This window comes from Acidobacteriota bacterium (assembly GCA_026393755.1).
Lineage (GTDB): Bacteria > Acidobacteriota > Vicinamibacteria > Vicinamibacterales > JAKQTR01 > JBAXOX01.
The window spans coordinates 206,152-228,951 of record JAPKZO010000040.1; the positions used below are offsets into that span (position 1 = coordinate 206,152).

Below are 22,800 nucleotides of genomic sequence, written 5' to 3' on the forward strand. Positions count from 1 at the left end.
TCCGTCACACGCAGAACGACATCTACCAGTTCGACGCCATCGTGGGCAGTTCAGGCGCGCTCCAGAAGGTGCTCGGGATCGTGCGCAAGGTCGCCAAGAGCAACACGACGATCCTGATTCGCGGCGAGACGGGAACGGGCAAGGAACTGATCGCGGGAGCCATCCACCACAACTCGCTGCGTGCGAACCGCAACTTCGTCAAGGTGAACTGCGCGGCGCTGCAGGAGAACCTGCTCGAATCGGAGCTGTTCGGCCACGAGAAGGGCGCGTTCACCGGCGCCGACAAGCAGCGCGTCGGCCGTTTCGAGCAGGCCGACGGCGGCACGATGTTTCTCGACGAAGTGGGCGACATGAGCCCGAACACGCAGGCGAAGATCCTGCGCGTGCTCCAGGAGCACGAGTTCGAGCGGCTGGGCGGCACGCGGACGCTCAAAGTGGATGTGCGCGTGATTGCCGCGACCAACCGGAATCTCCCCGCGATGGTGACGGCAGGACAGTTTCGTGAGGACCTGTTCTACCGCCTCAATGTCGTCTCGGTGGAGATCCCGCCGCTGCGCGATCGCAAAGACGACATTGCGGCCCTGACCACGTCGTTCGTGCGCAAGTTCACGGGTGAATTCAAGAGGAAACTCGAGGGCATCGCGCCCGACGCCCAGAAGATGCTGGTCCGCTACAACTGGCCGGGCAACATCCGCGAGCTCGAGAACGCCATCGAGCGGGCCGTGCTGCTCACCGAGGGTCCGGTCATCACCGTGGAGGACTTGCGGCTCGGCGAGACCATCGCGGTCGGCGGCGACCCGGGAGCCACGCCCGTCGTGCGGATCCCCCCGACCGGGGTCGCGCTCGAAGACATCGAGCGGCAGGCGGTCACCGAGGCGCTCCGGATGTGCAACTGGATCCAGCGCGATGCCGGGGATCTGCTCCACGTCAGCGCGCGCGTCATCAACTACAAGATGAAGACGCTTGGCATCGAGAGCCCGGCGTCTCGCCGGCCGGCGCCCGCTCCAAAGGCATGACGGCACGCGGCGCGAGCCGTCGGGTCAGACGGGATCGGGTGGAAGGCGGTGGAAGCACCAGACGCGATACAGGATATTGGCCACCGGCTCGACGACCATCACCCACATCAGGATCTCGAACCGCCCGGCCAGCGCGCAGACGACGATCAACCAGCTGATCAGGGCGCGCGTCTCCCCGGACATGCCGGTTCGCTCTGCTCTTCTGTACTGCTCGACCAGATAGTAGAGCGTCACCTGCAGGTTGAAGAGGGCGAGGCCGACCAGTCCCGCGATCGCCAGGCGCTGGTCACCCGTCGCGTGATAGTACGCGACGATGGTCGATCCATAGAGCAGCAGATCGCCGATCCGATCGAGCATCAGATCGAGGGTCGCTCCAAACCGGCTGGGCATGCCCTTGGCCCTGGCCAGCATGCCATCGGCCGAATCCAGAAAATTCGCCGCGAGTTGAATGAACGCCCCTGCCACCACGTAGGCCCGCGCCGGCTGACAGAAGCAGGCCGCCGCGACGGCGCCCAGCGCAAATGACGCGTACGTCAGCTGGTTCGGGGTGACGCTGGTCGGATAAACCGCCCGCACGATCAACGCACCCACGGGCCGGTGCACGTAGCGATCGACGTTCAGATAGCGCAACAGCGGGAGCTGATACCCCTGCTTGACGGCCCGGGAGTAGTCGAAGCGCTTGACGGGGCGGTGCATGGCAGAACCTGCTGGCGGCGGCAGAACAAGGCGGCACCGGGAGTTCCCGGCGCCGCCTTCACGTCACTTCGAATCGACGACGGTGAATGCGCCCTTGCCCATGTTCATCCCGCAAATCACCGGCACATTCCCCGCCTTGTCCGGCGTGAACGCAATCAGCGTATCTCCGGCCTTCACCGTCTTCTTCACGTTCAACGACGCAATCACGACGGTCCGCATGCACCCTTTGACCGTGTCCAGGTCGACGTCCATCTCGACCGGCACGCCTTTGGCGAGCGTCGAGGGCGTCACGACATAGCCCTTGTCGTCGAACGACAGCTTCACCTTCTGGACCTTCTTCTGTGCCTGGCTGGGCTTGGCCGGAGCGCTCGGCGCCTGGGCCGATCCGACAACGGCCGCAAACGAGAGCGCCACCGCGAACGCGAATATGTTTCTGAGGGTCATTCGATCTCCTTCTCGGCTGAACGTTGTGCGAGCCTGGCATCGCGCGGGCGCGCAGCCCGTTCTGTCTCCCGATTCTCACTCGAAGCACCTCCGGACCGCAAGCCGCGCGATGGGGCCGGTGGCGACGGGCATCGGGATGTCGGACGGCCTTCAACGGATCACGGACCCTCCATTGCGGTCCGACCGTTTCGACGCTACGCTGTGACGGGTCAGCATACGGACCAGGAACAAGGGGTCTCGGCCAACATGAACCCGGCGGATATCGCCCAGATTCCCCCGAGCGCCCGAACCCAGCGCGCCCTTGACGTGTTCTGGATCTTCGCCGGCGCCAATATCGTCGCGACGACGCTGCAAGTGGGTGCGGCGCTCGCCGGCGACTTCGAACCGGCATCGGCGTTGATCCTGATTGCGGTCGGCGCGGCGGGCGGCTCGATGCTCGTCGCGTCGCTGGCGGTTGTCGGCCCGCGGTTGGGCGTGCCGTCGGTCATCGCGGCGCGCGCGGCGCTGGGTGTTCGCGGCGCCGGGCTGGTTGCGGCCCTCCTCTACGTCACCAACTTCGCGTGGATCGCCGTCAACAACGTGATTGCCGCATCGGTTGGCGCACGGCTGCTGGGCGGTCCGGCAGCCATGCCGCTGTGGATTGCGGGCCTGGGCCTCGTCTCGACCGCGGTGGTGGCGCTCGGTCCGCGCGCGGTGGGCCTCGCCGATCGGATTGCCGTGCCGCTGCTGCTGCTGGTTGGAGGCGCGATGACGTGGGCGGTCATCCAGGCGCCTTCGCAACTGCCGATGTCGATCGCCCCGGCCGTCCACGGCCCCTCCTGGTTTCGCGGCTTCGACATCGTCGTCGGCTACCAGGTGTCGTGGATCCTGATGTTCGCGGACTATTCCCGGTACACGACGTCGGAGCGAAAGAGCGCATGGGCCGTGTTGCTCGGGCTGCTGCTTACCAGTCTCTGGATGATGCCGCTGGGCCTGGCCGCGGCGCGCGTGGCGGGCACGGCCGACCCGGGCGAGATGATGGCGGCCATCGGCCTCGGCTGGGTGGGGGCGGTGTTGATGGTGCTGGCCACGATCACCACGAACTTCGTGAACATCTACATGTCGGGGCTGGCCTGGAAGACCCTGGTACCGCGGATGAGCGCCCAGTGGTCGGTCTGGTCGATTGGCATCATCGGCACACTGCTCGCGCTGCTCTCGGGAAGCTGGCTGAATCGGTACGCCGAGTTCATGGTGGTGCTGGGGGGCGTCCTGGTGCCGGTCGGAGGCGTTCTGGTGGCGCACTTCCGGTTCGGACGCCCGGCGCCTCATGTGCCCGATCTGTACGATGCCCGTGGACCCTATCGTGGCGTGCTGCTGCCGGGTGTGGTGGCGTGGGCGCTCGGAAGCCTGGCCTACTATCTCGCCAGTCGGTGGGGCGGAACGCTGCCGTCGCTGATGACTTCGATTGTGGCGTACCGGATCCTGGCGAGACGGCGGGGGCAAGGCGTACCAAGGGCACGATAAATCGCACCCCTACTGCTGCCTCGCCCGCGGATGCGCGCGGCGATAGACGTCGATCAGTTGCGCGGCGCTCACGTGCGTGTAGCGCTGCGTGGTCGACAACTGCGCGTGCCCCAGCAGTTCCTGAATGGCCCGCAGGTCCGCGCCCCGCTCCAGCAGGTGTGTCGCAAACGAATGCCGCAGCGCATGCGGACTGATGCCGCTGCGGATGCTGCACTGCGACACGTAGAGCCGCACCAGCCGGTGCACACTTCGGCCCGTCAGCCGTCCGCCGCGGGCGTTGAGGAACAGGGGACTGGCGGCGGCCGACTCCCGCGGCAGCCGCCGGAGGGGACTCCGTCGCGCGGGTGATTTCGGCGGCCCTGTCTTCTGCCGCAACGCCTGTTGCTCGAGCGCGGGGCGGTCCTTGAGATACGCCCGCAGCGCGTCGGCCGCGCTCTGGTTGAAGGGGACAATGCGCTCCTTGCTCCCCTTGCCGAGCACGCGCACGAGGCGGCCGCCGAGATTCACGCTCTCCAGGTCGAGACCCACCAGCTCGCTCAATCGCAGCCCGGACGCGTAGAACAGCTCGAGCATCGCCCGATCCCGTCTTCCAAGCGGCGACTGCGTGTCCGGTGTTTCGAGGAGGGCCGTCATCTCGTCAATCTCGAGGTGCGCCGGCAGCTTGTTCTCGGACTTCGGCGTGGCGACCATCGAACCGGGATCGCCCTCGATCAGCCCCTCGCGGCGAAGATAACGCGTGAACGTCCGGACCGCCGCCAGCTTGCGGCCCGCGCTCTTGCGGGACCTGTGGGTCCGATAGAGCTCGGCGAGAAACGACCGGATGGCGGCCACGTCGCAATCGGTGGGCCGCTGCTCACCGCCGGACCGGCCGTTGTGGATGGGCAGGAAGTCGAGAAATTGCGACAGGTCGCTCTCGTAGGCGCGCACCGTGTGCGGCGAGGCGCCCCGGTTCAGGCGAATGAAGTCGAGAAACGACCGGAGATGATCTTTCACTTGTTCCGATTCACACGCTTCTGGCTTCGTGACCGGAGCCACTCAGCCATCGGGACGGCGGTTCCTTCGCGTCCCCGCTCACGCGAGCCGGCAAAACGGACCTTCCGGGACTCGGTACCGACCTTACGGTCGCGCTATTCGCGCAGCCCGTTTCGGCCCTCACGGTTCGTTTTGCAGACTGCGCTGTCGGCTCGGTTCGAGGGGCCGCTTCGGAAGCCGTTCGTCCGCTGGCAGCAGCGCTCCCCTCTTCTTACTTCTTACTTCTTACTTCCTACTTCTTGCTACTTGCTTCTTCCCAATCCGCCAAATCCGCCAACGCCCGTGTCGAGATCGCGAGCTTCCGTTCCACCTTGTTCCGGGGCGGTTTCTGCAGCGGCTCCATGATGCCGAATGTGATATTGCTCGGCTGGTATCCCGCCGATGTCGCGTGAGACACATAGTACGCCAGCGCCCCCATCGCGGTCGTCCGTAATGGTGCGGTCGGCTGCAGCCCCCGTGCGAGCGATGCGGCGCTGATTCCGGCGAGAAGCCCCGACGCCGCGGATTCGACATAACCCTCGACGCCGGAGATCTGGCCGGCAAACAGGAGATCCGGGCGCCGACGGGCCTGCCAGGTCTCGGCGAGCACCATCGGGCCGTTGATGTAGGTGTTGCGATGGACCATGCCGAGCCTCACGAATTCGGCCCTCTCCAGACCGGGAATCAATCGCAGCACGCGCGCCTGATCGCTCCACTTGAGCTGCGTCTGAAACCCCACGAGGCTGTAATGATCGCCGGCGAGATTGTCCTGGCGCAGCTGGACGACGGCGTACGGAAGCCTTCCCGTGCGCGGGTCGGCGAGGCCCACCGGCTTCATCGGTCCAAAGCGCAACGTGTCGGGTCCCCGGTGCGCCAGCACTTCGATCGGCAGGCACCCTTCAAAGAACTGCGTGCGGTCGAAGTCATGCACGGTCGCCGATTCCGCGTGCGTCAGCGCGTCGTAGAACGCGCCGTACTCGGCGGCGGTCATCGGGCAATTGAGGTAGTCGCCCTCGCCGCCAGCATCGGCGCCTTCAACGCCCACGGGAGCGCTGGCGTCATGGCCCGGGCCGAGGCTTCTCCCCCACCGTGACGCTCTGAAGACTCTGCTCATGTCGATGCTCTCGGCAGAGACGATTGGGCTGATCGCGTCATAGAAATAGAGGTAGCTCTGCCCGACGAACTCGCGGATGTCATGAGACAGGGCGTCGGAGGTCAGCGGACCGGTCGCGATGATTACCGGCCGGGCATCACCGTCGGATACCGGGATTCGGTCGACTTCCTCGCGCCGCACGGTGATGAGCGGATGCTGCTCGATCTCCCGGGTCATCTCGATCGCGAACCGGTCACGATCGACGGCCAGCGCCGCGCCGGCGGGCACGCGCACGGCGTCTGCCACCCGCATCACCAGCGAATCGAGCCGCCGCATCTCCTCCTTGAGGAGGCCGACGGCGTTGTCGAGCTTGTCGGCACGGAAAGAGTTGCTGCAGACCAGTTCGGCAAGGTTGCCGGTGCGGTGGATGTCGGTCGGCCGGGTCGGCCGCATCTCGTACAGCGTGACAGGCACGTTGCGCCGGGCGATCTGCCACGCCGCCTCGCAGCCAGCCAGCCCGCCACCAATAATTCGAACGTGCGGCATGTGAGTCCTGTTTGCGCCTCGCCGAGTAGTCCAGGACGGGCGGGATGGCGGCTTCCGTAGCGGCCCCTCGAACCAAGATCAAACAGGCGGGGACGCGGAGGAACCGCCCTCCCGTCGGCCGTCTGCCGTCCGGGCGCGATCAATCGCGCCCCTACTTCTTACTTCTTGCTGCCTGTTGCTCGCTTCTTGCTCCGCACCGCTGGCCGAGCGCGAACGCTCTTGCCCTTGCGTCCGCTTGCCGGCCCTGCCGCCGCGCGGGCGTTCAGCAACTCGACGGCATCGGCGATCGAAAGCGCAGCCGGGTCTCCGCCCTTCGGCAACGAGGCATTCACGGTGCCATCGGTGACGTACGGGCCGTAGCGGCCCTCCATCAGCTTGATCTCGACTCCGCCGTCAGGGCGATTCCCCAGCGACCGGATCACGGTCCTGGTCATCGTCTGACGCCGCGAGACCTTCGGCGCCGCAAGCAGCGCCAGAGCCCGCTCCAGCGTGATCGTAAACACGTCATCGCCATCCTCGAGCGATCGAAACTGGTCGCCGTGTTTCACGTAAGGACCGAATCGCCCGCGGCTGGCCACAATGATCTCGCCATCGGCCGGATGCGCACCCAGGTCGCGCGGCAGGCTCAGCAACTGCAACGCTTCAGCCAGCGTAATCGTCGCGTGATTGCTGCCGGCAGGAACCGACGCCCGTCTCGGCATCTCGGGCTTCTGGCCCTTGACGCGCGGCGGCGTCTCGCCCAACTGGATGTAATGCCCGAAGCGCCCGTGCTGCACCGACACCGACAGTCCTGAGACCGGATCCGGGCCCAGGGTGCGCGGCCCCTCGGCCTTGACCTTGAGCAGCGCCAACGCCTTCTCGATCGTCAGATCGGCTGGCGCGAGGGACTTGGGCAGCGTCGCCGTGTTGCCTGTACCGCCTTCACCCCGCTGAAGAAACGCACCGTACCGGCCGAGGCGCACACGCACGGTCTCTCCTGTCGCCTGGTCCAGCCCGACGTCGAGGGTCGGGTAGTCGATCTTCGACTCCTCACGCCTGACCATCGGCTCGAGCCCGGGGTGGCCACCTTCGCCATCCCGATAGAAGGCTTTGATAAACGACAACCAGTCGCGTTCGCCGTTGGAGATCTGGTCGAGATCTTCTTCCATCTCGGCCGTAAACCCCACATCCACGTAGTCGCCGAAGTGACGGCGCAGCAGGTGGATCACGGCGAATGCCGAGAAGCTCGGCACCAGGGCCTTGCCCTGGCGGAACATATAGGCCCGGCGGTCGAGCGTCGCGATGGTCGGCGCGAACGTCGACGGGCGGCCGATGCCGGCCTGCTCGAGCTCCTTGATGAGCGCCGCCTCCGTGTACCTGGCTGGCGGCTGCGTCTCGTGGCCCTTCGGATCAAGGCTGGCCAGACTGACCTGCGCCTGGCTGGCCGCGCCAGCCCGCCCGATGTGATCGCCCTCTTTCATCGTCGGCAGAATCGATTCCTGATCGGCCAGTTCGGCATCGGGGTCGTCGCTTCCTTCGACATACGCGCGCCGGAATCCGGCGAACTCGATGGCCTTGCCGCTGGTGGTCAGCGCGCAGGGTTCGCCGCTGGGGCCGCGTCCGGTGATCTCCACCAGCGTCTTCAACACGCGCGCATCCGGCATCTGCGAGGCCATGGTGCGCTTCCAGACGAGCTCATAGACCCGCAGTTCGTCGGCATTGAGCACGCCCGCCAACTGCTGAGGGGCCAGGCGGAAATCGGTGGGCCGGATCGCTTCGTGCGCTTCCTGGGCGTTCTTGACGCGGGTCTGGTACCGTCGCGGGCCGGTGTAGTACTCGTCGCCAAACATCTGGCGGATGACCCGAGCCGCCTCGTGGATCGCCTTGTCGCTGAGCGTGGTGGAATCGGTGCGGTGGTAAGTGATGAGGCCTTCGATGTCGCCACCGCCGATCTCGACGCCCTGGAACAGCCGCTGGGCGATCTGCATGGTGCGATCGGTCGAGAACCCGAGCTTGCGGCTTGCCTCCTGGGTCAACGTCGACGTCGTAAACGGCGGCGCGGGCCGTTCAGCACCCGGCTTGGCCTCGACCGACGTCACCTCCCACGGCAGATTCGTGGTGAGCGCATCGGCCAGTCGGCGCGCCGCGGCCTCGTCGAGGTGCCGCACGCGCTTGTTGGCGAGCAGGCCGGTGGCCGGATCGAAATCCTTCCCGGTCGCCACCCGCTCGTCGCCGACGCGAACCAGCGTTGCGACAAACGCCCGTCCACCCGATGTCAGCCGGGCCTCGAGATCCCAGAACGCGCTGGTACGAAACGCGCGCCGGGCCTCTTCGCGCTCCACGAGCAGCCGGACCGCCACGCTCTGCACGCGGCCCGCGCTCAAGCCGGTCTGCACCTTCTTCCACAACACGGGCGACAGGGTGTAGCCGTAGAGACGATCGAGAATCCGCCGGCTCTCCTGTGCCCTCACGAGGTTCTCGTCCAGATCGTGCTTCGACGCGAGCGCTTCCCGAATGGCGTCCTCGGTAATCTCGTGGAACGCGATGCGACGAACCGGAACCTTGGGTTTGAGAATCTCCTTGAGATGCCAGCTGATGGACTCGCCCTCACGATCGGGGTCGGTGGCCAGGATCAGCTCCGACGCGCCTTTCAACGCGGCCTTGAGCACCGCCACCTGTTTCTTCTTGCTGGCGGGGACCACATAGTAAGGGGTGAAGTCGCCGTCCGTGTCGACTCCCATGCGGCCCCAGGACTTGCCGCGGATACTGGCCGGCACTTCCGATGCCCGCTCCGGCAGATCCCGCACGTGCCCGTAGCTCGCCTCGATGCGAAATTCGTTACCCAGGAACCGTGCCAGCGTCTTCGCTTTGGCCGGCGACTCAACGATCACCAGTGGCTTCCCCATTGAACTCCTGCAGATAGTCCAGATTTCCGTTACCTTAGCACGTTCGAGCCGGGCTTCACGAATCGGCCCCCGCCTGCCCGGCAGATCCAGCCGGCCAGTTCCAGTTCGGCAAGACGGCTGAGCGCCCTGGCAGGATCCAGGCCTGTTTCGGCGCAAAGCGTCTCGAGCAGGTAGGGTTCCCCAACGTCCATTACCCGGAGCAGCGGGTCGTTGGAGGGATGGGAAAGCCGCGCCTCCGGGTCGGCGGCGGTCAGGATTTCGAGCCGTAATTCCTCCAGAACGTCGCTGACGCCCTCCACCACCCTGGCGCCGTCCTTGATGAGCGCATGGGCGCCCCTGTTGCGGCCGCTCAGCACGCCGCCAGGCACGGCCATCACCGGGCGGTTCTGGTCGAGCGCGCACCTGGCAGTGATCAGGGATCCGCTGTCGGCGGCGGCTTCGACGACGACGACGCCGAGACTCAGGCCGCTGATGATCCGGTTGCGCCGGGGAAAGTGCCATGCCAGCGGCGGAGCACCCGGCGGCAGCTCGCTCACCAGAGCGCCGGACCTGCTGATGCGGTCGGCCAGCGCGGCATGTTCTGGCGGATAGACGACGTCGGCGCCGCATCCCAGTACGGCAATGGTGCGGCCACCCGCCTGGAGGGCACCGCGGTGAGCCGCCGAATCGACACCGCGGGCCATCCCGCTGACCACCGCGAGACCGGCGCGCGCCAGCCCCTCGCCGAGTTGGAATCCGACGTCGAGCGAGAGGGGTGTGGCGGTTCGCGAGCCGACGATGGCCACGGCCAGATCCGTCGGCCTGAGATCTCCTCGAATCCAGAGCACCGCGGGCGGGTCGGGAATCAGCGCGAGACTGGCCGGATAGCACTCGCCGCCTCGGACCAACGCCTGCAGCCCGTGTGCGGCGCCCTCTGCCAGCGCTATCTCGGCGCGATCCAGGAGCCGCTCGCGGACGCCTCCCAGTCGGCCGATGCCGGCGACGTCGAGCGCCTGATCGAGATCGCAGACGGCCGAGGCTCCTGCGGGCACCCGCGGGGTCTCCGTCCAGAGCAGTGACACCGCGACGATCTCTCTGAGGCTCGCCATTCTCCGCGCTGATGCGAAGACCATGCCATCGCCGCGCGGCGCCGCCCGCCGCTCCTCCCGGGGCTGCTTGCGCCCCACCAGATCGGGCGTTATAGTGGCAATAGACCCTCCTGCCTCTATCGCGCACGTGAGAATTGGCGCCCATGGTGTCTATGAACCGATTGAAGAAATCGCTCACGTTGGCCTTCGCGGCCGTGGCAGTTTCTGCAACGGTCGCATCGGCCGCCGACCGCAAGGAGGCCCGGTCCCAGGTCGAGTTCGGCATCAAGGTCGCCGAGCAGGGCTTGTGGAAAGAAGCCGTCTACCGATGGGAGCGCGCCGTCGCGCTCGATCCGGAGTATGCCGCGGCGTTCAACAACCTCGCGATCGCGTATGAGACGGCCGGACTGTTCGACAAGGCCAAGAAGGCGTACGAACGCGCAATCGAACTCGATCCCAAGAACATGTACATCAGGCAGAACTTCGACTTGTTCAAGGAAATCAACGATCGTGCGAATCGCCAACTGTCTCGCTAGTGCGGCGTTGATCATAGCGACGAGCGCCTGCACCACGACATTCGAGGTGCCGGTCGAGACGCCGATCAAGCCGAAGCTCGATGTCACCGCGTTCTCGCGCGTGCTGGTTGCCGGCTTCGTCGCCGGAGGCACCGAGGACGTGGATGCGAACCTGGAAACCGTGCGCCTGTTGCGCAACCAGCTCAAGAACAAGTCGAGTCTGAAGGTCATCGACGCCGAGGTGCTGCCCCTGAGGGACGTCGCGGCGAAGAGCCAGCCGGCCGGCCAACAGGATCCGGCGAGCCCGGCTCCTGTCATCGATCTGCCGGCAATCATCAAGGAAGACAAGGACCTGCAGGCTTTCGAGCCGCTGTTTGCGAACACGGCGTACTGGAAGAAGGTCGGCGAAGAGTTCCAGTCGCCGCTGATCGTGACCGGCACCGTGATGTTCGCGCCGCAGGCGGCCACCGGGTACGTGCAGCGCGAAGAGGAGACCTACGACACGTTCGGACGCCGCCAGGTGATCCCGGTCCGCACCTACATGGAGCGGAAGGGCTTCATCCTGAAGCCGAAGTTCGTCTTCATCGACGGGCGCACTGGTGCCGTGCTGTACACAGAGACGTTCCGCGAGGAGGTGCTCTACAGCGCCGAGCAGAGCAACCCGGCCCTGTCAACCTACTTCGAGCTGATGGACCGGCTCGTGCCGGCCTTCCTGTCGACGCTGAGCAGCCAGACCATCAAGGGGACCAGGACGCTGCTCAAGTAACGGGCACGGCATGCCGTGCCCCTGCAGCGATCCCGGTTCTCGAATCTCCCGCCCCGCTGCGGGAGGCGGGAGTCGGTCGCGGTCAGGCCCGGTGCGAAAGCGCGTCGCGGATCTTCTCTGACAAGATCTGCATCGTGAACGGCTTCTGCACGAACTGAACTCCTTCGTCCAGAATGCCGCGATGCGCGATGACGTCGGCGGTATACCCTGACACAAACAGGCACCGCGTCTCAGGCCTCAGTTCCTGGACCCGGGCGGCCAGTTCCCGGCCGTTCATCTCCGGCATGACGACATCCGTCATCAGCAGGTCAATCGTCCCTGGGTGCCGTTCGGCGAACTGGATCGCCTCGTTCGGCATGCCCGCGGGAAGCACGACGTACCCCATCCGTGCGAGCATGGTCTGGCCGAGTGTCAGGAGTGCCGGATCATCCTCCACGAACAGAATGGTCTCGCCCCGGCCGCGGCGCATGCCGGCGACGGCGACCGTGGCATCTGCCGATTGAACGCCGGAGAACCTCGGCAGGAACGTCGTGATGGTTGTTCCCTTGCCTGGCTCGCTCTTCACATCGATATAGCCATCGTTCTGCTTGACGATGCCGAACACCGTAGCCAGACCGAGGCCGGTTCCCCGGCCCATCTCTTTCGTCGTAAAGAAAGGCTCGAACAGGTGCGCGACCACCTCTTCGTCCATGCCCGCGCCATCGTCGCTGACTGCCAGAGTCACGTACATACCGGCCGCAAGGCCCGGGTGATGCGCAGCGTACGCAGCGTCGATCGTGGCATTGTCCGTCTCGATCGTCAGCTTGCCGATGCCGGAGATCGCATCGCGCGCGTTGACGCAGAGGTTGGCCAGGATCTGGTCGACCTGGACCGGATCGATGCGGACGGGCCAAACGTCTACCCCGGGGATCCAGATCAGATCGATGTCCTCCCCGATGAGGCGCCGGAGCATCTTCATCATCCCGGCGACCGTGTCGTTCACGTCAAGCACCTTCGGGGCGACCGGCTGCTTCCTCGCGAAGGCCAGCAGTTGCTTGGTCAGATCCGCTGATCGTTCCGCCGTCCTCCGAATCTCGTCGATGTCCGCGTGCAGAGGCTGGGTCGGATCCAGCTGTTCGAGGGCCAGTTCGGCATGGCCGAGAATCACGCCGAGCATGTTGTTGAAATCGTGGGCGACGCCGCCGGCCAGGCGTCCAACTGATTCCATTTTCTGGGCCTGCAGCAGCTGATCGTGCAGTTTGTCTCGTTCCGCCTCCGCGCGTTTTCTCTCCGTGATCTCGCGCACGGCCACCACGCGCACGTCCCGACCGCGGAAGACGCCGGGGCGGCTGACCACTTCGAAGAAGCAGACCGCTCCGTCTGGCGAGATCGCCGAAATCTCACTGGGTTCCGATGGCTTCGTCCGGAGCCGCTCTTCGATGATGCTCCTTGATTCGAGTGTCAGCGGGAGCACGGCAGAGGCTTTCTGGCCGATCAGGTTTGATTTTGCGCCGAGCCAGAACATCCTGATGAGGGCGTCGTTGACGTCGATCACGACGTCCGCCTCGTGGAACATCAGGCCTTCGAATGCGGAGTCGGATAGCTGGCGGAACCGCTCCTCGCTCTCTCGCAGTGTCTGCTCTGCCTGCCGGCGTGTGGTGACATCGGTCTGGATACCATCCCACAGAATCCGCCCATCGGCCAGACGGCGCGGCGACGAGGCGAAGAGCATCCAGCGGATCTGGCCATCCTGCCGGCGGAATTGCACGACAGTGTTCAAGACGGCCATGTCTTTGGCCGATGCCTCTTCGGCGGCGGCCAGCGTGGCCCGGTCCTCGTCCACGATCAGGCCGTAGAGTGCCGACGGATCATCCAACACCTCTTGGGGCGACTTGCCCGTCAGCTGTTCGACGCCTCCGCTCACATACAGGAAGCGCATCTTCCCGTCGTGTCCGCGCACAACCTGGTACACGATGCTGTCTGGTATGTGATCGCCGAGCGTGCGCAGTCGAGTCTGCTCCTCCCGAGCGTGGCGTTCGGCGGCTCGCGTTTCGGCGTAGCTGGCGGCCAGCAGGAATCCCGTGATGGCGGTAATTCCCAGATAGACCTGCAGCCACAACAGCCTCACGTACGCCGTCTCACCGCCCAGCGGTGACGGACCCGCCTCGATCGCGTGGCTGGCGACGGCCACCGCCGCGAGAATAGCCAAGGCCAGGGTGACGCCCCGCTGTCCGATGCGCAGCGCAGGCCATGCCAGCAGGACAGCCATCAGGTACGGAGACGGGGTCGAGGCGTGGACCAAAGGACCCGCATTGAATGTGAGCCATCCTGCCCCGGTCCAGATGGTCAAGAACGCCACGGACTCGACGACGCGCCGCCCGCTCAACTGCTCCAGTTGATCACGCCACTCGACCCATGTCACGATGACTGGCGTGACGAGCAGAATACCGAGACCGTTGGAAACCCACCACGTTTGATAGAAATCCCAGAACGACGCGGTTCTGGTGAGGGTCGCCGTGCCCGCGCCGAGCATCGAGCTGACCGCGTTCACCACCAACGCGCCAGCCACCAACGCCAGAATCTCCCTGACTCGCGCGAATCGGACGCGCGAGCCGCACCAGCGTTCGATCAGCCAGGCGCATCCCAGTGATTCCACGAGGCTCGCACCGAGGAAGCCTGCCGTCGAAAGAAGGGGTCGACCGGACGCCAGGACATCCGCGGCGGTGCCTCCGACGACCAGTGCCCCGGCAACCACGGGCCACAAATAGCGAGGACTCAAGAGGAACGCGGCCAGCGCGACACCGCTCGGCGGCCAGATGGCCATCAGGATCTGGTGCGAGGCCGGAAACAGGAACGCGAACTCGCGGGAGGCGAAGTACGCCAGTGCGACGATGGCGACGCGTACGGCGATCCTCGGCGTCGATCGAGCCGATGGCGTCGACAGATCGCTGACGCCATCGCTGGCCGTGAGCGGTTTCGGCGACCGGGGGAGAGCGTCTGTCATGCGGCCGCTTTCTGGTCGAAGGGCGCGCGTTTCCGTCTATGGCAAGTGATCAGTTTACACCCGGCTGCGCGCTGATCCGCGCCCCCGGCGCCTTCTGACTCCCGACTCCCGAATCTCCAATCCCGAGAAACAAGGCTCGACTGGCGTGTGACGGCTCGTTTCTGGTAGTATCAATGTTTGCGCCGCTGCCGCCGGAGCCTTCCGGAGGGTGCCAGGTGTCGATATCAGCGAGGGGTGACGCGTGTACGCGATAGTTCAGAACGGCGGACATCAGGTCAAGATGGAGCCCGGAACCGTTGTGACCATCGACAGGATGGCCAGCGCCAAGGGTGCCGAAGTGACCTTTGAGCAGGTGCTGTACGTCTCGAAGGACGGCGGCGAAATCATGGCTGGCGCGCCCTTCGTGGCCGGCGCCAAGGTCGTCGGCGTGGTCGAGGACGAGACCCGCGGACCGAAGATCCGGGTGTTCAAGAGCAAGCGCCGCAAGCAGGAGCGCCGGACCCACGGGTTCCGCGCCGACCAGACCCGCGTGCGCATCACCGGCATCCAGGTCTAGGCGGGGGTCGGGCGCACGGCAGGCCGTGCACCGCCGGTTCGCGAGACGTACAGAGTCGAAGCGCAGTCAGGACGATCAGCGATGGCACACAAAAAAGGACAGGGCAGCTCCCGTAACGGCCGCGACAGCAATTCGCAGCGCCTCGGCGTCAAGCGATTCGGCGGCAACATCGTCACGGGCGGTTCAATTCTGGTTCGGCAGCGGGGCCGCAAGTTCAGGCCGGGCCTCAATGTCGGCCTGGGCAAAGACGACACGCTGTACGCCAAGATCGCCGGCGTCGTGACGTTCGAAGACCACGGCCGCGGCGGCCGTGCGATCAGCATTGTGCCGATCGTCGAAAAATAATCTCTGCTCGACGGGCCACGGGTTCCACGCCCGTGGCTTTCGTGTGTACGTGAGGCCGCATGTTTGTTGACGAAGTCGACTTCCGCGTCGCCGCCGGCAACGGGGGCCGCGGCTGCATGGCGTTCCGGCGGGAGAAGTACGTGCCGCTCGGAGGCCCAAGCGGAGGTGACGGGGGCGACGGGGGCTCGGTGTTTCTGGTGGCCAGCCCGCACATGAACACGCTGGTCACGTACCGCTTCCATCCCGAATACCACGCCCAGCGCGGCCAGCACGGCATGGGCTCGAACTGTCATGGCAAGAATGGCAAGGATCTCGTGCTGGACGTGCCGGTCGGCACCACCGTGCTGGAAGTGCCGGAGGATGGTGGCGAGCCGGTCGAGGTCGCCGATCTGACGGTGGCTGGAGAGCGCTTCACGATTGCCGCGGGCGGTCAGGGCGGCCGAGGCAACGCGCGCTTCGTGAGTTCGACCAATCGGGCACCGAGACGGACCGATCCGGGAATGCCCGGAGAGATCAAACAGCTGCGCCTGAAGTTGAAGCTGCTGGCCGACGTGGGCCTGGTCGGATTCCCCAACGCTGGCAAGTCAACGCTGATCGCACGCATCTCTGCGGCCAAGCCCAAGATTGCCGACTACCCGTTCACGACGTTGACGCCGCATCTGGGCGTGGTTGCCCTGAGCGACAACCGCAGCTTCGTCGTGGCCGACGTGCCTGGGCTCATCGAGGGCGCGCACCGCGGACTGGGACTTGGCCATCAGTTCCTCCGCCATCTCGAGCGGACGCGTCTGCTGGTCCACATCATCGATGTTTCGGGCGCCACCGAGCGCGATCCGGTGGTAGACTTCGACACGATCCGGCGCGAGCTCGAGCTGTACCGTCCGGAACTGGCCGAAAAACCCCAGTTGGCGGTGGCCAACAAGATGGACGTGGTGGCCGATCCCGAGGCCGTCGATCGGCTGGAGGCGCATCTGGCGACGCGGCACATTCCGCTCTATCGGATCTCGGCCGTTACCGGTGAGGGGGTCGGCCGACTGGTGGAAGCCATGTGGCAGCACCTTTGTCCGCCTGCTCCTGACCAGTGACGATCGCACGACGCACGGGCGTCCTCGGCGGCACGTTCGATCCGATCCATGTCGGCCATCTGGCGGTGGCCGGCGCCGCGCGACGCCTGCTTGGTCTCGACGACATCCTGATCATCCCGTCGCTCGTACCGCCGCACCGGGCTGCCGGACCATCCGCTTCCCCGTTTCACCGGTTTGCGATGGTGGCGATGGTGTGCGCGGCGCACCCGTATCTGGTCGCCAGTGACATCGAACTGGTCCGGCCGGGACCGTCGTATACCGCCGATACGCTCCGCCGTCTCCACGCGGCCGGGCATGCCGCGTTGCAGATCTTCTTCCTGACGGGGGCTGACGCGTTTGCGGAAATTGCCACGTGGCGCGAATACCCTGGCGTGCTCTCGCTCGCCCACTTCGTGGTCTCATCGAGGCCTGGCATCTCGGCGTCCGAGCTGCCGGCGCGGCTCCCCGGCCTGGCATCGCGCATGATGACGGTCCGAGATGACGGGGTACCGGTCGCCGACGAGCAGGCCCCCCGCGTGTATCTGCTCGACTGTCCCACGCCAGACGTGTCATCGACTGACATCCGATCACGGGCGCGTGACCACCGTTCGATCTCGGGTCTCGTGCCTCCTGAAATCGACAGACACATTCGCCGCCACGGCCTGTACGGCGCTCCACCCGAGCCCGCACCAACCGGAGGTCGAGGCGGCGGGCAATTTGCATGAGTACAACCCAGACGCGACGCAAGCCGGCCGATCACGTGCTGCCAGACGCTGTCCTCCTGGCGGCCAGGGCCGCCTACGCGAAGAAGGCCACCGACGTGGTGGTCCTGAACCTCGGGAAGGTGTCGGCATTCACGGACTACTTCCTGATCTGCACGGGTCAGCATCCCCGGCAGGTGAAGGCGATTGCCGAGGCGATCGAAGTGGCGCTCGCTGCGGCCGGCACAAGACCCGCCGACGTCGAGGGTTATGACCGATCCGACTGGATCCTGCTCGACTACTTCGATTTCGTCGTGCACGTCTTCACGGCCGACCAGCGCCGATTTTATGGCCTGGAGCGGCTCTGGGGCAGCGCCGACTTCACGCCCGTCCCAGACACAGCGGCCTGATGGGTGGACGCGCCTCGCGCGAGGACTTGCGCGAGGCGCCGAAGCCGCGGCGCTGGTGCTGCTCGCCCCGAATTGCGCCGGCTGCGGCGCCGTTCTTCAGCATCTCCGAGCCGGCGCGATATGCGAGCGCTGCTGGTCGGCGGTTCAGCCGTTTACTGCGCCGTTCTGCGATCGGTGCGGCGACCCCCTGCCTTGCCGCCGCCAGCGACTCGACCGGCTCGCGGCGGCCGCTTTCGGCGTGCTGGCCTCGAGAGACGATTTCGGCTGTCGGCCAGACAGAACTGTCCTGCCTGCCCGTCGCGCCTCGGCTCCTCTGCCGGGCCAAAGCCCTCCGCCGACGCGGCCCGCCGGTTCCGGCGCGCCGCCGGTCTGCGCTCACTGTGCGACTGGTCGAGGGACGGTCGGGCGCGCCCGAGCCATCGGCAACTACGAGGGCGCACTGCGCGACGTCATCCACGCACTCAAGTACGGCCGGCGTCAATCGATCGCGACGCGGCTGGGCTCGCTGATGCGCCGTCATGGCGCCGACGTGCTGGCCGGCGCGGACATCGCTGTCCCGGTACCGCTGCACTGGTCGAGGCGCCACTGGCGGGGTTTCAATCAGGCCGAGTTGCTCGCGGCGCAACTGGGTCTTCCCGTCGGTCGCGTGCTCCGACGGGTGCGACGCACCCGTCCGCAAGTCGATCTCCCGGCCAGGGTCCGCCACGCCAACGTGGAGGGCGCCTTCGCGCTCCGCTGGCGGGAGACCTGGCGCTGGCCCGCATGGCTGCGCCGCCGGGTCACGACGGGTCTGGCAGGACTGACCGTGGTCCTCGTCGATGACGTGAGCACCACAGGCGCAACGCTCGAGGCGTGCGCCGCCGTGGTGAAGCGGGCCGGCGCGAAGGAAGTGCGGGTGCTTACCGCGGCGCGAGTTGCGACCAGACCGCGCTAGTGGCCTGTCCCAGCTGAATAGGTAGCGGATTCCGGAGCGCGGCGCCCGGATCGCAAGGCGCGAAACGCGAGAATACCGGGAGTATTTGAGCGTTGAGCAACGAAGCGAGGCGGGATGCCCCGCCCGGAAGGCACTACCGAATCAGCTGGGACAGGCCACTAACGACGTCGGCGGCAACCACGTCGACCGGGCGGGCGGCGTCGACCACGACCCATCCCGGCTGCGCCGCCTGACGCAGGTAGCTCGCTCGGACCCGCGAGAGCATGGGGAGATCCCGCTCGTAGTTATCTCGATCCCGGGCTTTGCGCGCGGCGGCGACGTCTGCGGCGATGTCGAGCAGAACGGTAATCGAGGGCTGCGGCAGGTACACCTGCGCGGCGGTGAGCCACGCCGGATCGAGGCCCTGCGCTTCGCCGTAGGCGACGCTCGAGGCGGCATACCGGTCGCTGACGACGACGCACCCGTCGGCAAGCCAGCGCTCGATCTGCGGCTTCCACTGATGGCGGTTGGCGATCTGCAGCAGTTGGATCGTATCGGCGGCGTAGTCGCGGCCGCCGTGCAGCGCGGTGCGAATCTCCTGGCCGATCGGCGACGTGTAATCGGGAAACGCGATTGATTCGACCCGGCGTCCGGCGGCTTCCCAACGCTCCCGGAGCCGCCGAGCCTGCGTTTGCTTGCCGCTCTGGTCGAGCCCTTCGAACACGATCAGCAGTCCTGTCATCGGGTCCCCGGTCTCTATACTTCGCGCGCCATCAGATCATCATAGCTCTGGCGTCGGCTGATGATCTCCCACCGCCCCTGGTCGACGAGCACCTCGGCGGGGAAACGGCGCCGGTTGTAGTTCGACGCCATGACAATCCCGTAGGCCCCGGCATCGAAGATCGCGATCAGATCCCCGACCTCGACCGGGCCGAATGATCGGTCGTGTCCCAGTGTGTCACTGGTCTCACAAAGCGGCCCGACCACTTCGTACACAAGCTCGTCGCCGGCCCGGGGCGTCACCGCCTCGATGCGATGGTAGGCCCCGTATAGCGCCGGGCGAATCAGTTCCGTCATCCCGGTGTCGAGCACCATGAAGCGGGGCGATCCCGGGTAGCTCTTGAGGTCCGCAACGCGACCCACCAGAATGCCTGCCGATCCGACCAGGTACCGCCCCGGCTCGAGCAGCAGATCGAGTCCGGTGGCCTTCACGATCGGCGCGATGGCCTCGGCATACCGGACCGGATCGGGCGGAGACGCGCCGTCATAGGCGATGCCCAGGCCGCCGCCGAGATCCAGGTGGCGCAAGCGCACGCCCGCGTCCTTCGCCTGACGCGCAAGTTCGGCGAGTGCGTGCGCCGCGCGCACGATGGGGTCCAACTCCACCAGTTGCGACCCGAGGTGCACGTGCAGGCCGACCGGATCAAGTCCTGGCCGACGCGCCATATCGCGCAGCAGCGTGAGGGCGTATTCGATCGGCACGCCGAACTTGTTGAAGCGCTGTCCGGTCGAAATCTTCGCGTGCGTGTTCGGATCGATGTCCGGATTGACGCGGAGCGCGACGCGCGCCTTGACGCCGCGGGCGCGCGCGAGGTCGTCGATCCGCCGGGCCTCTCCGTCCGATTCGATGTTGATCGCCTTAACGCCCAGCGCGACGGCGTGATCGAGTTCGTCGCGGGTCTTGCCGACGCCGGTGAAGACGATCTCGGCCGGCTCGAACCCGGCCCGCCTGGCCGCTTCGATCTCGCCGCCCGAATTGGCGTCCGCGTGGGCGCCCAATTGGCGGAGCAGCCGCAGGACGGCGCGGGTGGAGTTGGCTTTCAGCGCGTAATGCAGGGTGTGGCGCGAGCCCGCCAGCGCGGTGTCCAGCGCGGTAAACGCCCCGCGGATGCCCGCGGCGCTGTAGATGTAGAGCGGGGATCCCGCGTCGCCGACGATCTCCGCGATCGGCACCTCGTCACACCAGAGCGAGCCGTCCCGGCGGGTGAATGCACTCACAATCAAGGCATCTTACCGGAGGCGGAGCCGGTTTGACACCCCCCAGACCGTGCGGTACTCTGTGACGCTACCTGATGCAATGACTCCGTACGAACCGACAGCGGCATCGCTCGAATCCGACGCCCTCATTGAACGCTGCCTTCAAGGGGACCAATCGGCCTGGGAGGCCGTTGTCCGCCAGTACTGGCGGCGCGTGTTCAATGTCGCCTACAAGTTCGTCGGCCGGCACGACGAGGCCGAGGACCTGACGCAGGATGTCTTCCTGAAGGTCTTTCGCTCGCTGGCCACGTTCGATCGGCGGGCGAATTTTCAGACCTGGCTCATCAGCGTCAGCCGGAACCTGTGCATCGATCACTATCGCAGCGTGCGGAAGGAACGTGAGACCATCGACCGCGACGTCAGGAGCGACGATCTGGCGCCCGCGTCTCCCGACGTCAGCCCGCTGGCCGCGCTCGAGCGCCGTGACCTCGCCGAGCTGCTTCGCGAGGCGCTTCGGCACCTGCCCGACACGCTGCGCGCCGCCGTCGTGATGCGCGACATGCAGGAGCTGTCGTATCAGGAAATCGCCGACCGGCTCGCGCTGCCGGAAGGCACGGTCAAGTCCCGGATCAACAGAGGGCGCCACGAACTGGCGCGGCAGATTCGCCGCCTGCGCGATCGGGCACGACCGGTTCGGGCCGCCAGCAAGCCGGACCTGTCTGGAGCACGAGAATGAAGCACACCATCGATCACGTCCGCGACGTCACCGTCATCCGCGTGGGTGAGAGCCGGCTGATGTACCCGCTGCTCTCCGACTTCTCGGCCATGGTGCTCTCGCTCATCACCGGGGGAACGAGAAAGCTGGTCGTCGATCTGTCTCCGGTCGTCTACATCGACAGCGCCACGATTGGCTGCCTGATGGACTTGTACCGCCAGGCGGCCGCCGCCGGCGGGGCGATGAAACTGGCCTCGGTGCAGAAGCGCGTCGAGACCATGCTGACCATGACGGGCGCGCACAACTTCATCCAGCTCTTCGCCGACGAAGCCAGCGCGCTTTCCAGCTTCGAGGGGTAGCCATGCGGACGATCAAGACCAGCACGGGTGCCGACATCGCCCTCGACGGCGACCTGTTGACGGTCATGGAGACGCTGTTCCATGAGGTCACAGCCCGTCGCGAACTCGAGCGATCGTTCGAGGATATGATGCGGGAGATCCAGGTGCTCATCGGCCAGATGACCGACGAGGAACGGCGCGCGTACCTGCAGGAGAGCCTGTTCCTGAATACCGTCACTTACGAGAACGAGCGCCTCGGCTCGTACATGCGCAAACTGGCGTCGAAGGACTAATTCTCTCTCACGCCCTGACGGATCTTACGCCCGGACGGGCACGCCGGCCGGGACGGCCAGCGACAGGGGTTCAGGCTGGAGTTCGACGATCTTCCACGCGTCCGGTTCGGACAGCAACTGCTTCGCAAACGCCGTGTGCAGCGCATGCCCGGCGCGGCTGGCCACCAGGTGGCCCAGAATCGGATAGCCCACCAGGGCCAGATCGCCGATCGCATCGAGGATCTTGTGGCGAACGAATTCATCCTCAAAGCGGAGCGTGTTGTTGAGGACGCCGGTCTCGCTGAGGACGATGGCATTTTCGAGCGAGCCGCCGAGCGCGAGTCCCTGCTGGCGCAACAGCTCGACCTCGTGCAGGAATCCGAACGTCCGGGCCGGCGCAATCTCGTCGACAAACGACGCCTCGGTCATCTGGAACGTCTGCGACTGGTGCCGCAGCAGCGGATGATCGAAGCTGATGCTGTAGCTGACCTTGAAGCTCTCGGCCGGGTAGAGCGACATCATCTTGTCGCCCCTCGACACCGTGATCGGCCTGAGCACCTTGAGGTACCGGCGCGGCGTGCTGAGCGTCTTGGTACCGGCTTCCTGCAACAGGTACACGAACGGCGCCGCGCTGCCGTCCATCACGGGCACTTCGTTGTGATCCAGCTCCACCGTCACATTGTCAATGCCCAGGCTGACCAGCGCCGCCAGCAAGTGCTCGACCGTGTCGACCGTCGCCCCGTCGCGCGACAACCCCGTCGCATGGTTGGTCCCGCTCAAGTGCGCGACGGCGGCGGGAATGTCGATGCCCAGATCACTGCGGCGGAAACGAACTCCCGAGTCTGCCGGAGCAGGCTTCAGGCCCAGAGTCACCTTCTGTCCAGAGTGGAGGCCGATGCCGGCACAGGCCACCTGACGTCGGAGAGTTCGCTGAAATATCATGAATCGCTCGCTGGTCCAAGAGATGGACCCTACGAATCCAAGCAA

23 protein-coding genes and 1 pseudogene are annotated in these 22,800 nt (G+C 66.1%); 14 read left to right on the forward strand and 10 right to left on the reverse strand.

What is annotated here, in order from left to right; all coding sequences use genetic code 11:
• Positions 1–38: 38 nt before the first annotated feature.
• Together NTV05_17985 and NTV05_17990 are read left to right on the forward strand one after the other, a co-directional pair.
• Positions 39–749, forward strand: a pseudogene (locus NTV05_17985) (sigma-54 dependent transcriptional regulator).
• 66 nt (positions 750–815) lie between these two features.
• Positions 816–1,016 (forward strand): hypothetical protein, encoded by a 201-nt coding sequence (locus NTV05_17990; GenBank protein ID MCX6546286.1) that lies wholly within the window; start codon positions 816–818, stop codon positions 1,014–1,016.
• A 24-nt stretch (positions 1,017–1,040) separates the two neighbouring features.
• On the opposite strand, the gene NTV05_17995 is transcribed toward NTV05_17990, so the two are convergent.
• Together NTV05_17995 and NTV05_18000 are read right to left on the reverse strand one after the other, a co-directional pair.
• Complete coding sequence (locus tag NTV05_17995) at positions 1,041–1,712, reverse strand: CDP-alcohol phosphatidyltransferase family protein (protein ID MCX6546287.1); 672 nt, start codon at positions 1,710–1,712, stop codon at positions 1,041–1,043.
• Positions 1,713–1,775: 63 nt separating this feature from the next.
• Complete coding sequence (locus NTV05_18000) at positions 1,776–2,156, reverse strand: cupredoxin domain-containing protein (protein ID MCX6546288.1); 381 nt, start codon at positions 2,154–2,156, stop codon at positions 1,776–1,778.
• A 246-nt stretch (positions 2,157–2,402) separates the two neighbouring features.
• On the opposite strand from NTV05_18000, the gene NTV05_18005 reads away from it, so the two are divergent.
• Complete coding sequence (locus tag NTV05_18005) at positions 2,403–3,659, forward strand: cytosine permease (protein ID MCX6546289.1); 1,257 nt, start codon at positions 2,403–2,405, stop codon at positions 3,657–3,659.
• A 9-nt stretch (positions 3,660–3,668) separates the two neighbouring features.
• Here NTV05_18005 and NTV05_18010 read toward each other — a convergent pair whose 3' ends face one another.
• From NTV05_18010 to dprA, 4 genes are all read right to left on the reverse strand, one after another.
• On the reverse strand, positions 3,669–4,652 hold the full coding sequence (locus NTV05_18010; GenBank protein ID MCX6546290.1) for a tyrosine recombinase XerC: 984 nt from the start codon (positions 4,650–4,652) through the stop codon (positions 3,669–3,671).
• Positions 4,653–4,923: 271 nt separating this feature from the next.
• Entirely contained in the window at positions 4,924–6,309 is a 1,386-nt protein-coding gene (gene trmFO / locus NTV05_18015; GenBank protein MCX6546291.1) for a methylenetetrahydrofolate--tRNA-(uracil(54)-C(5))-methyltransferase (FADH(2)-oxidizing) TrmFO, read from the reverse strand.
• Positions 6,310–6,467: 158 nt separating this feature from the next.
• Positions 6,468–9,194, reverse strand: a complete 2,727-nt coding sequence (topA, locus tag NTV05_18020) for a type I DNA topoisomerase (GenBank protein ID MCX6546292.1) — start codon at positions 9,192–9,194, stop codon at positions 6,468–6,470.
• Between the two features lie 29 nt (positions 9,195–9,223).
• Complete coding sequence (gene dprA, locus NTV05_18025; GenBank protein ID MCX6546293.1) at positions 9,224–10,282, reverse strand: DNA-processing protein DprA; 1,059 nt, start codon at positions 10,280–10,282, stop codon at positions 9,224–9,226.
• 152 nt (positions 10,283–10,434) lie between these two features.
• Here dprA and NTV05_18030 point away from each other — a divergent pair, with 152 nt between their 5' ends.
• Positions 10,435–10,797, forward strand: coding sequence for a tetratricopeptide repeat protein (locus NTV05_18030; GenBank protein MCX6546294.1), 363 nt, complete (start codon positions 10,435–10,437; stop codon positions 10,795–10,797).
• A gap of 7 nt (positions 10,798–10,804) precedes the next feature.
• Positions 10,805–11,542, forward strand: coding sequence for a hypothetical protein (locus tag NTV05_18035; GenBank protein ID MCX6546295.1), 738 nt, complete (start codon positions 10,805–10,807; stop codon positions 11,540–11,542).
• Positions 11,543–11,624: 82 nt separating this feature from the next.
• Here the strand turns inward: NTV05_18035 and NTV05_18040 are convergent, their stop codons facing one another.
• Positions 11,625–14,525: an MASE1 domain-containing protein gene (locus NTV05_18040; protein MCX6546296.1), complete on the reverse strand. Its 2,901-nt coding sequence runs from the start codon at positions 14,523–14,525 to the stop codon at positions 11,625–11,627.
• Positions 14,526–14,766: 241 nt separating this feature from the next.
• Between NTV05_18040 and rplU the strand changes: the two genes are divergently transcribed.
• From rplU to NTV05_18070, 6 genes are all read left to right on the forward strand, one after another.
• Positions 14,767–15,081 carry a 50S ribosomal protein L21 gene (gene rplU, locus NTV05_18045; GenBank protein ID MCX6546297.1) on the forward strand — a complete coding sequence of 105 codons (315 nt, stop codon included), beginning with the start codon at positions 14,767–14,769 and terminating at the stop codon, positions 15,079–15,081.
• Positions 15,082–15,162: 81 nt separating this feature from the next.
• Complete coding sequence (rpmA, locus tag NTV05_18050; GenBank protein MCX6546298.1) at positions 15,163–15,426, forward strand: 50S ribosomal protein L27; 264 nt, start codon at positions 15,163–15,165, stop codon at positions 15,424–15,426.
• A gap of 59 nt (positions 15,427–15,485) precedes the next feature.
• On the forward strand, positions 15,486–16,508 hold the full coding sequence (obgE, locus tag NTV05_18055) for a GTPase ObgE (GenBank protein ID MCX6546299.1): 1,023 nt from the start codon (positions 15,486–15,488) through the stop codon (positions 16,506–16,508).
• Positions 16,505–17,212, forward strand: a complete 708-nt coding sequence (nadD, locus tag NTV05_18060; GenBank protein ID MCX6546300.1) for a nicotinate-nucleotide adenylyltransferase — start codon at positions 16,505–16,507, stop codon at positions 17,210–17,212. Before obgE ends, nadD begins: the two co-directional genes overlap by 4 nt.
• Positions 17,209–17,598, forward strand: coding sequence for a ribosome silencing factor (gene rsfS, locus NTV05_18065; GenBank protein MCX6546301.1), 390 nt, complete (start codon positions 17,209–17,211; stop codon positions 17,596–17,598). Before nadD ends, rsfS begins: the two co-directional genes overlap by 4 nt.
• Before the next feature lie 508 nt (positions 17,599–18,106).
• Complete coding sequence (locus tag NTV05_18070) at positions 18,107–18,532, forward strand: phosphoribosyltransferase family protein (protein ID MCX6546302.1); 426 nt, start codon at positions 18,107–18,109, stop codon at positions 18,530–18,532.
• Positions 18,533–18,665: 133 nt separating this feature from the next.
• Here NTV05_18070 and tmk read toward each other — a convergent pair whose 3' ends face one another.
• Both tmk and lysA read right to left on the reverse strand, forming a co-directional pair.
• Positions 18,666–19,253: a dTMP kinase gene (gene tmk, locus NTV05_18075; protein MCX6546303.1), complete on the reverse strand. Its 588-nt coding sequence runs from the start codon at positions 19,251–19,253 to the stop codon at positions 18,666–18,668.
• Positions 19,254–19,267: 14 nt separating this feature from the next.
• The gene (gene lysA, locus NTV05_18080; GenBank protein MCX6546304.1) at positions 19,268–20,509 is read right to left on the reverse strand and encodes a diaminopimelate decarboxylase; all 1,242 of its coding nucleotides are present in this window, start codon (positions 20,507–20,509) and stop codon (positions 19,268–19,270) included.
• Between the two features lie 79 nt (positions 20,510–20,588).
• Here lysA and NTV05_18085 point away from each other — a divergent pair, with 79 nt between their 5' ends.
• From NTV05_18085 to NTV05_18095, 3 genes are read left to right on the forward strand one after another with little or no spacing between them, the layout of a single operon-like run.
• Entirely contained in the window at positions 20,589–21,224 is a 636-nt protein-coding gene (locus tag NTV05_18085; protein ID MCX6546305.1) for a sigma-70 family RNA polymerase sigma factor, read from the forward strand.
• Positions 21,221–21,562 (forward strand): STAS domain-containing protein, encoded by a 342-nt coding sequence (locus NTV05_18090; GenBank protein ID MCX6546306.1) that lies wholly within the window; start codon positions 21,221–21,223, stop codon positions 21,560–21,562. The genes NTV05_18085 and NTV05_18090 overlap by 4 nt, the downstream gene beginning before the upstream one ends.
• Before the next feature lie 2 nt (positions 21,563–21,564).
• Positions 21,565–21,834: a hypothetical protein gene (locus NTV05_18095; protein MCX6546307.1), complete on the forward strand. Its 270-nt coding sequence runs from the start codon at positions 21,565–21,567 to the stop codon at positions 21,832–21,834.
• Between the two features lie 24 nt (positions 21,835–21,858).
• Here NTV05_18095 and lpxC read toward each other — a convergent pair whose 3' ends face one another.
• Positions 21,859–22,755: a UDP-3-O-acyl-N-acetylglucosamine deacetylase gene (gene lpxC / locus NTV05_18100; GenBank protein ID MCX6546308.1), complete on the reverse strand. Its 897-nt coding sequence runs from the start codon at positions 22,753–22,755 to the stop codon at positions 21,859–21,861.
• Positions 22,756–22,800: the final 45 nt, after the last annotated feature.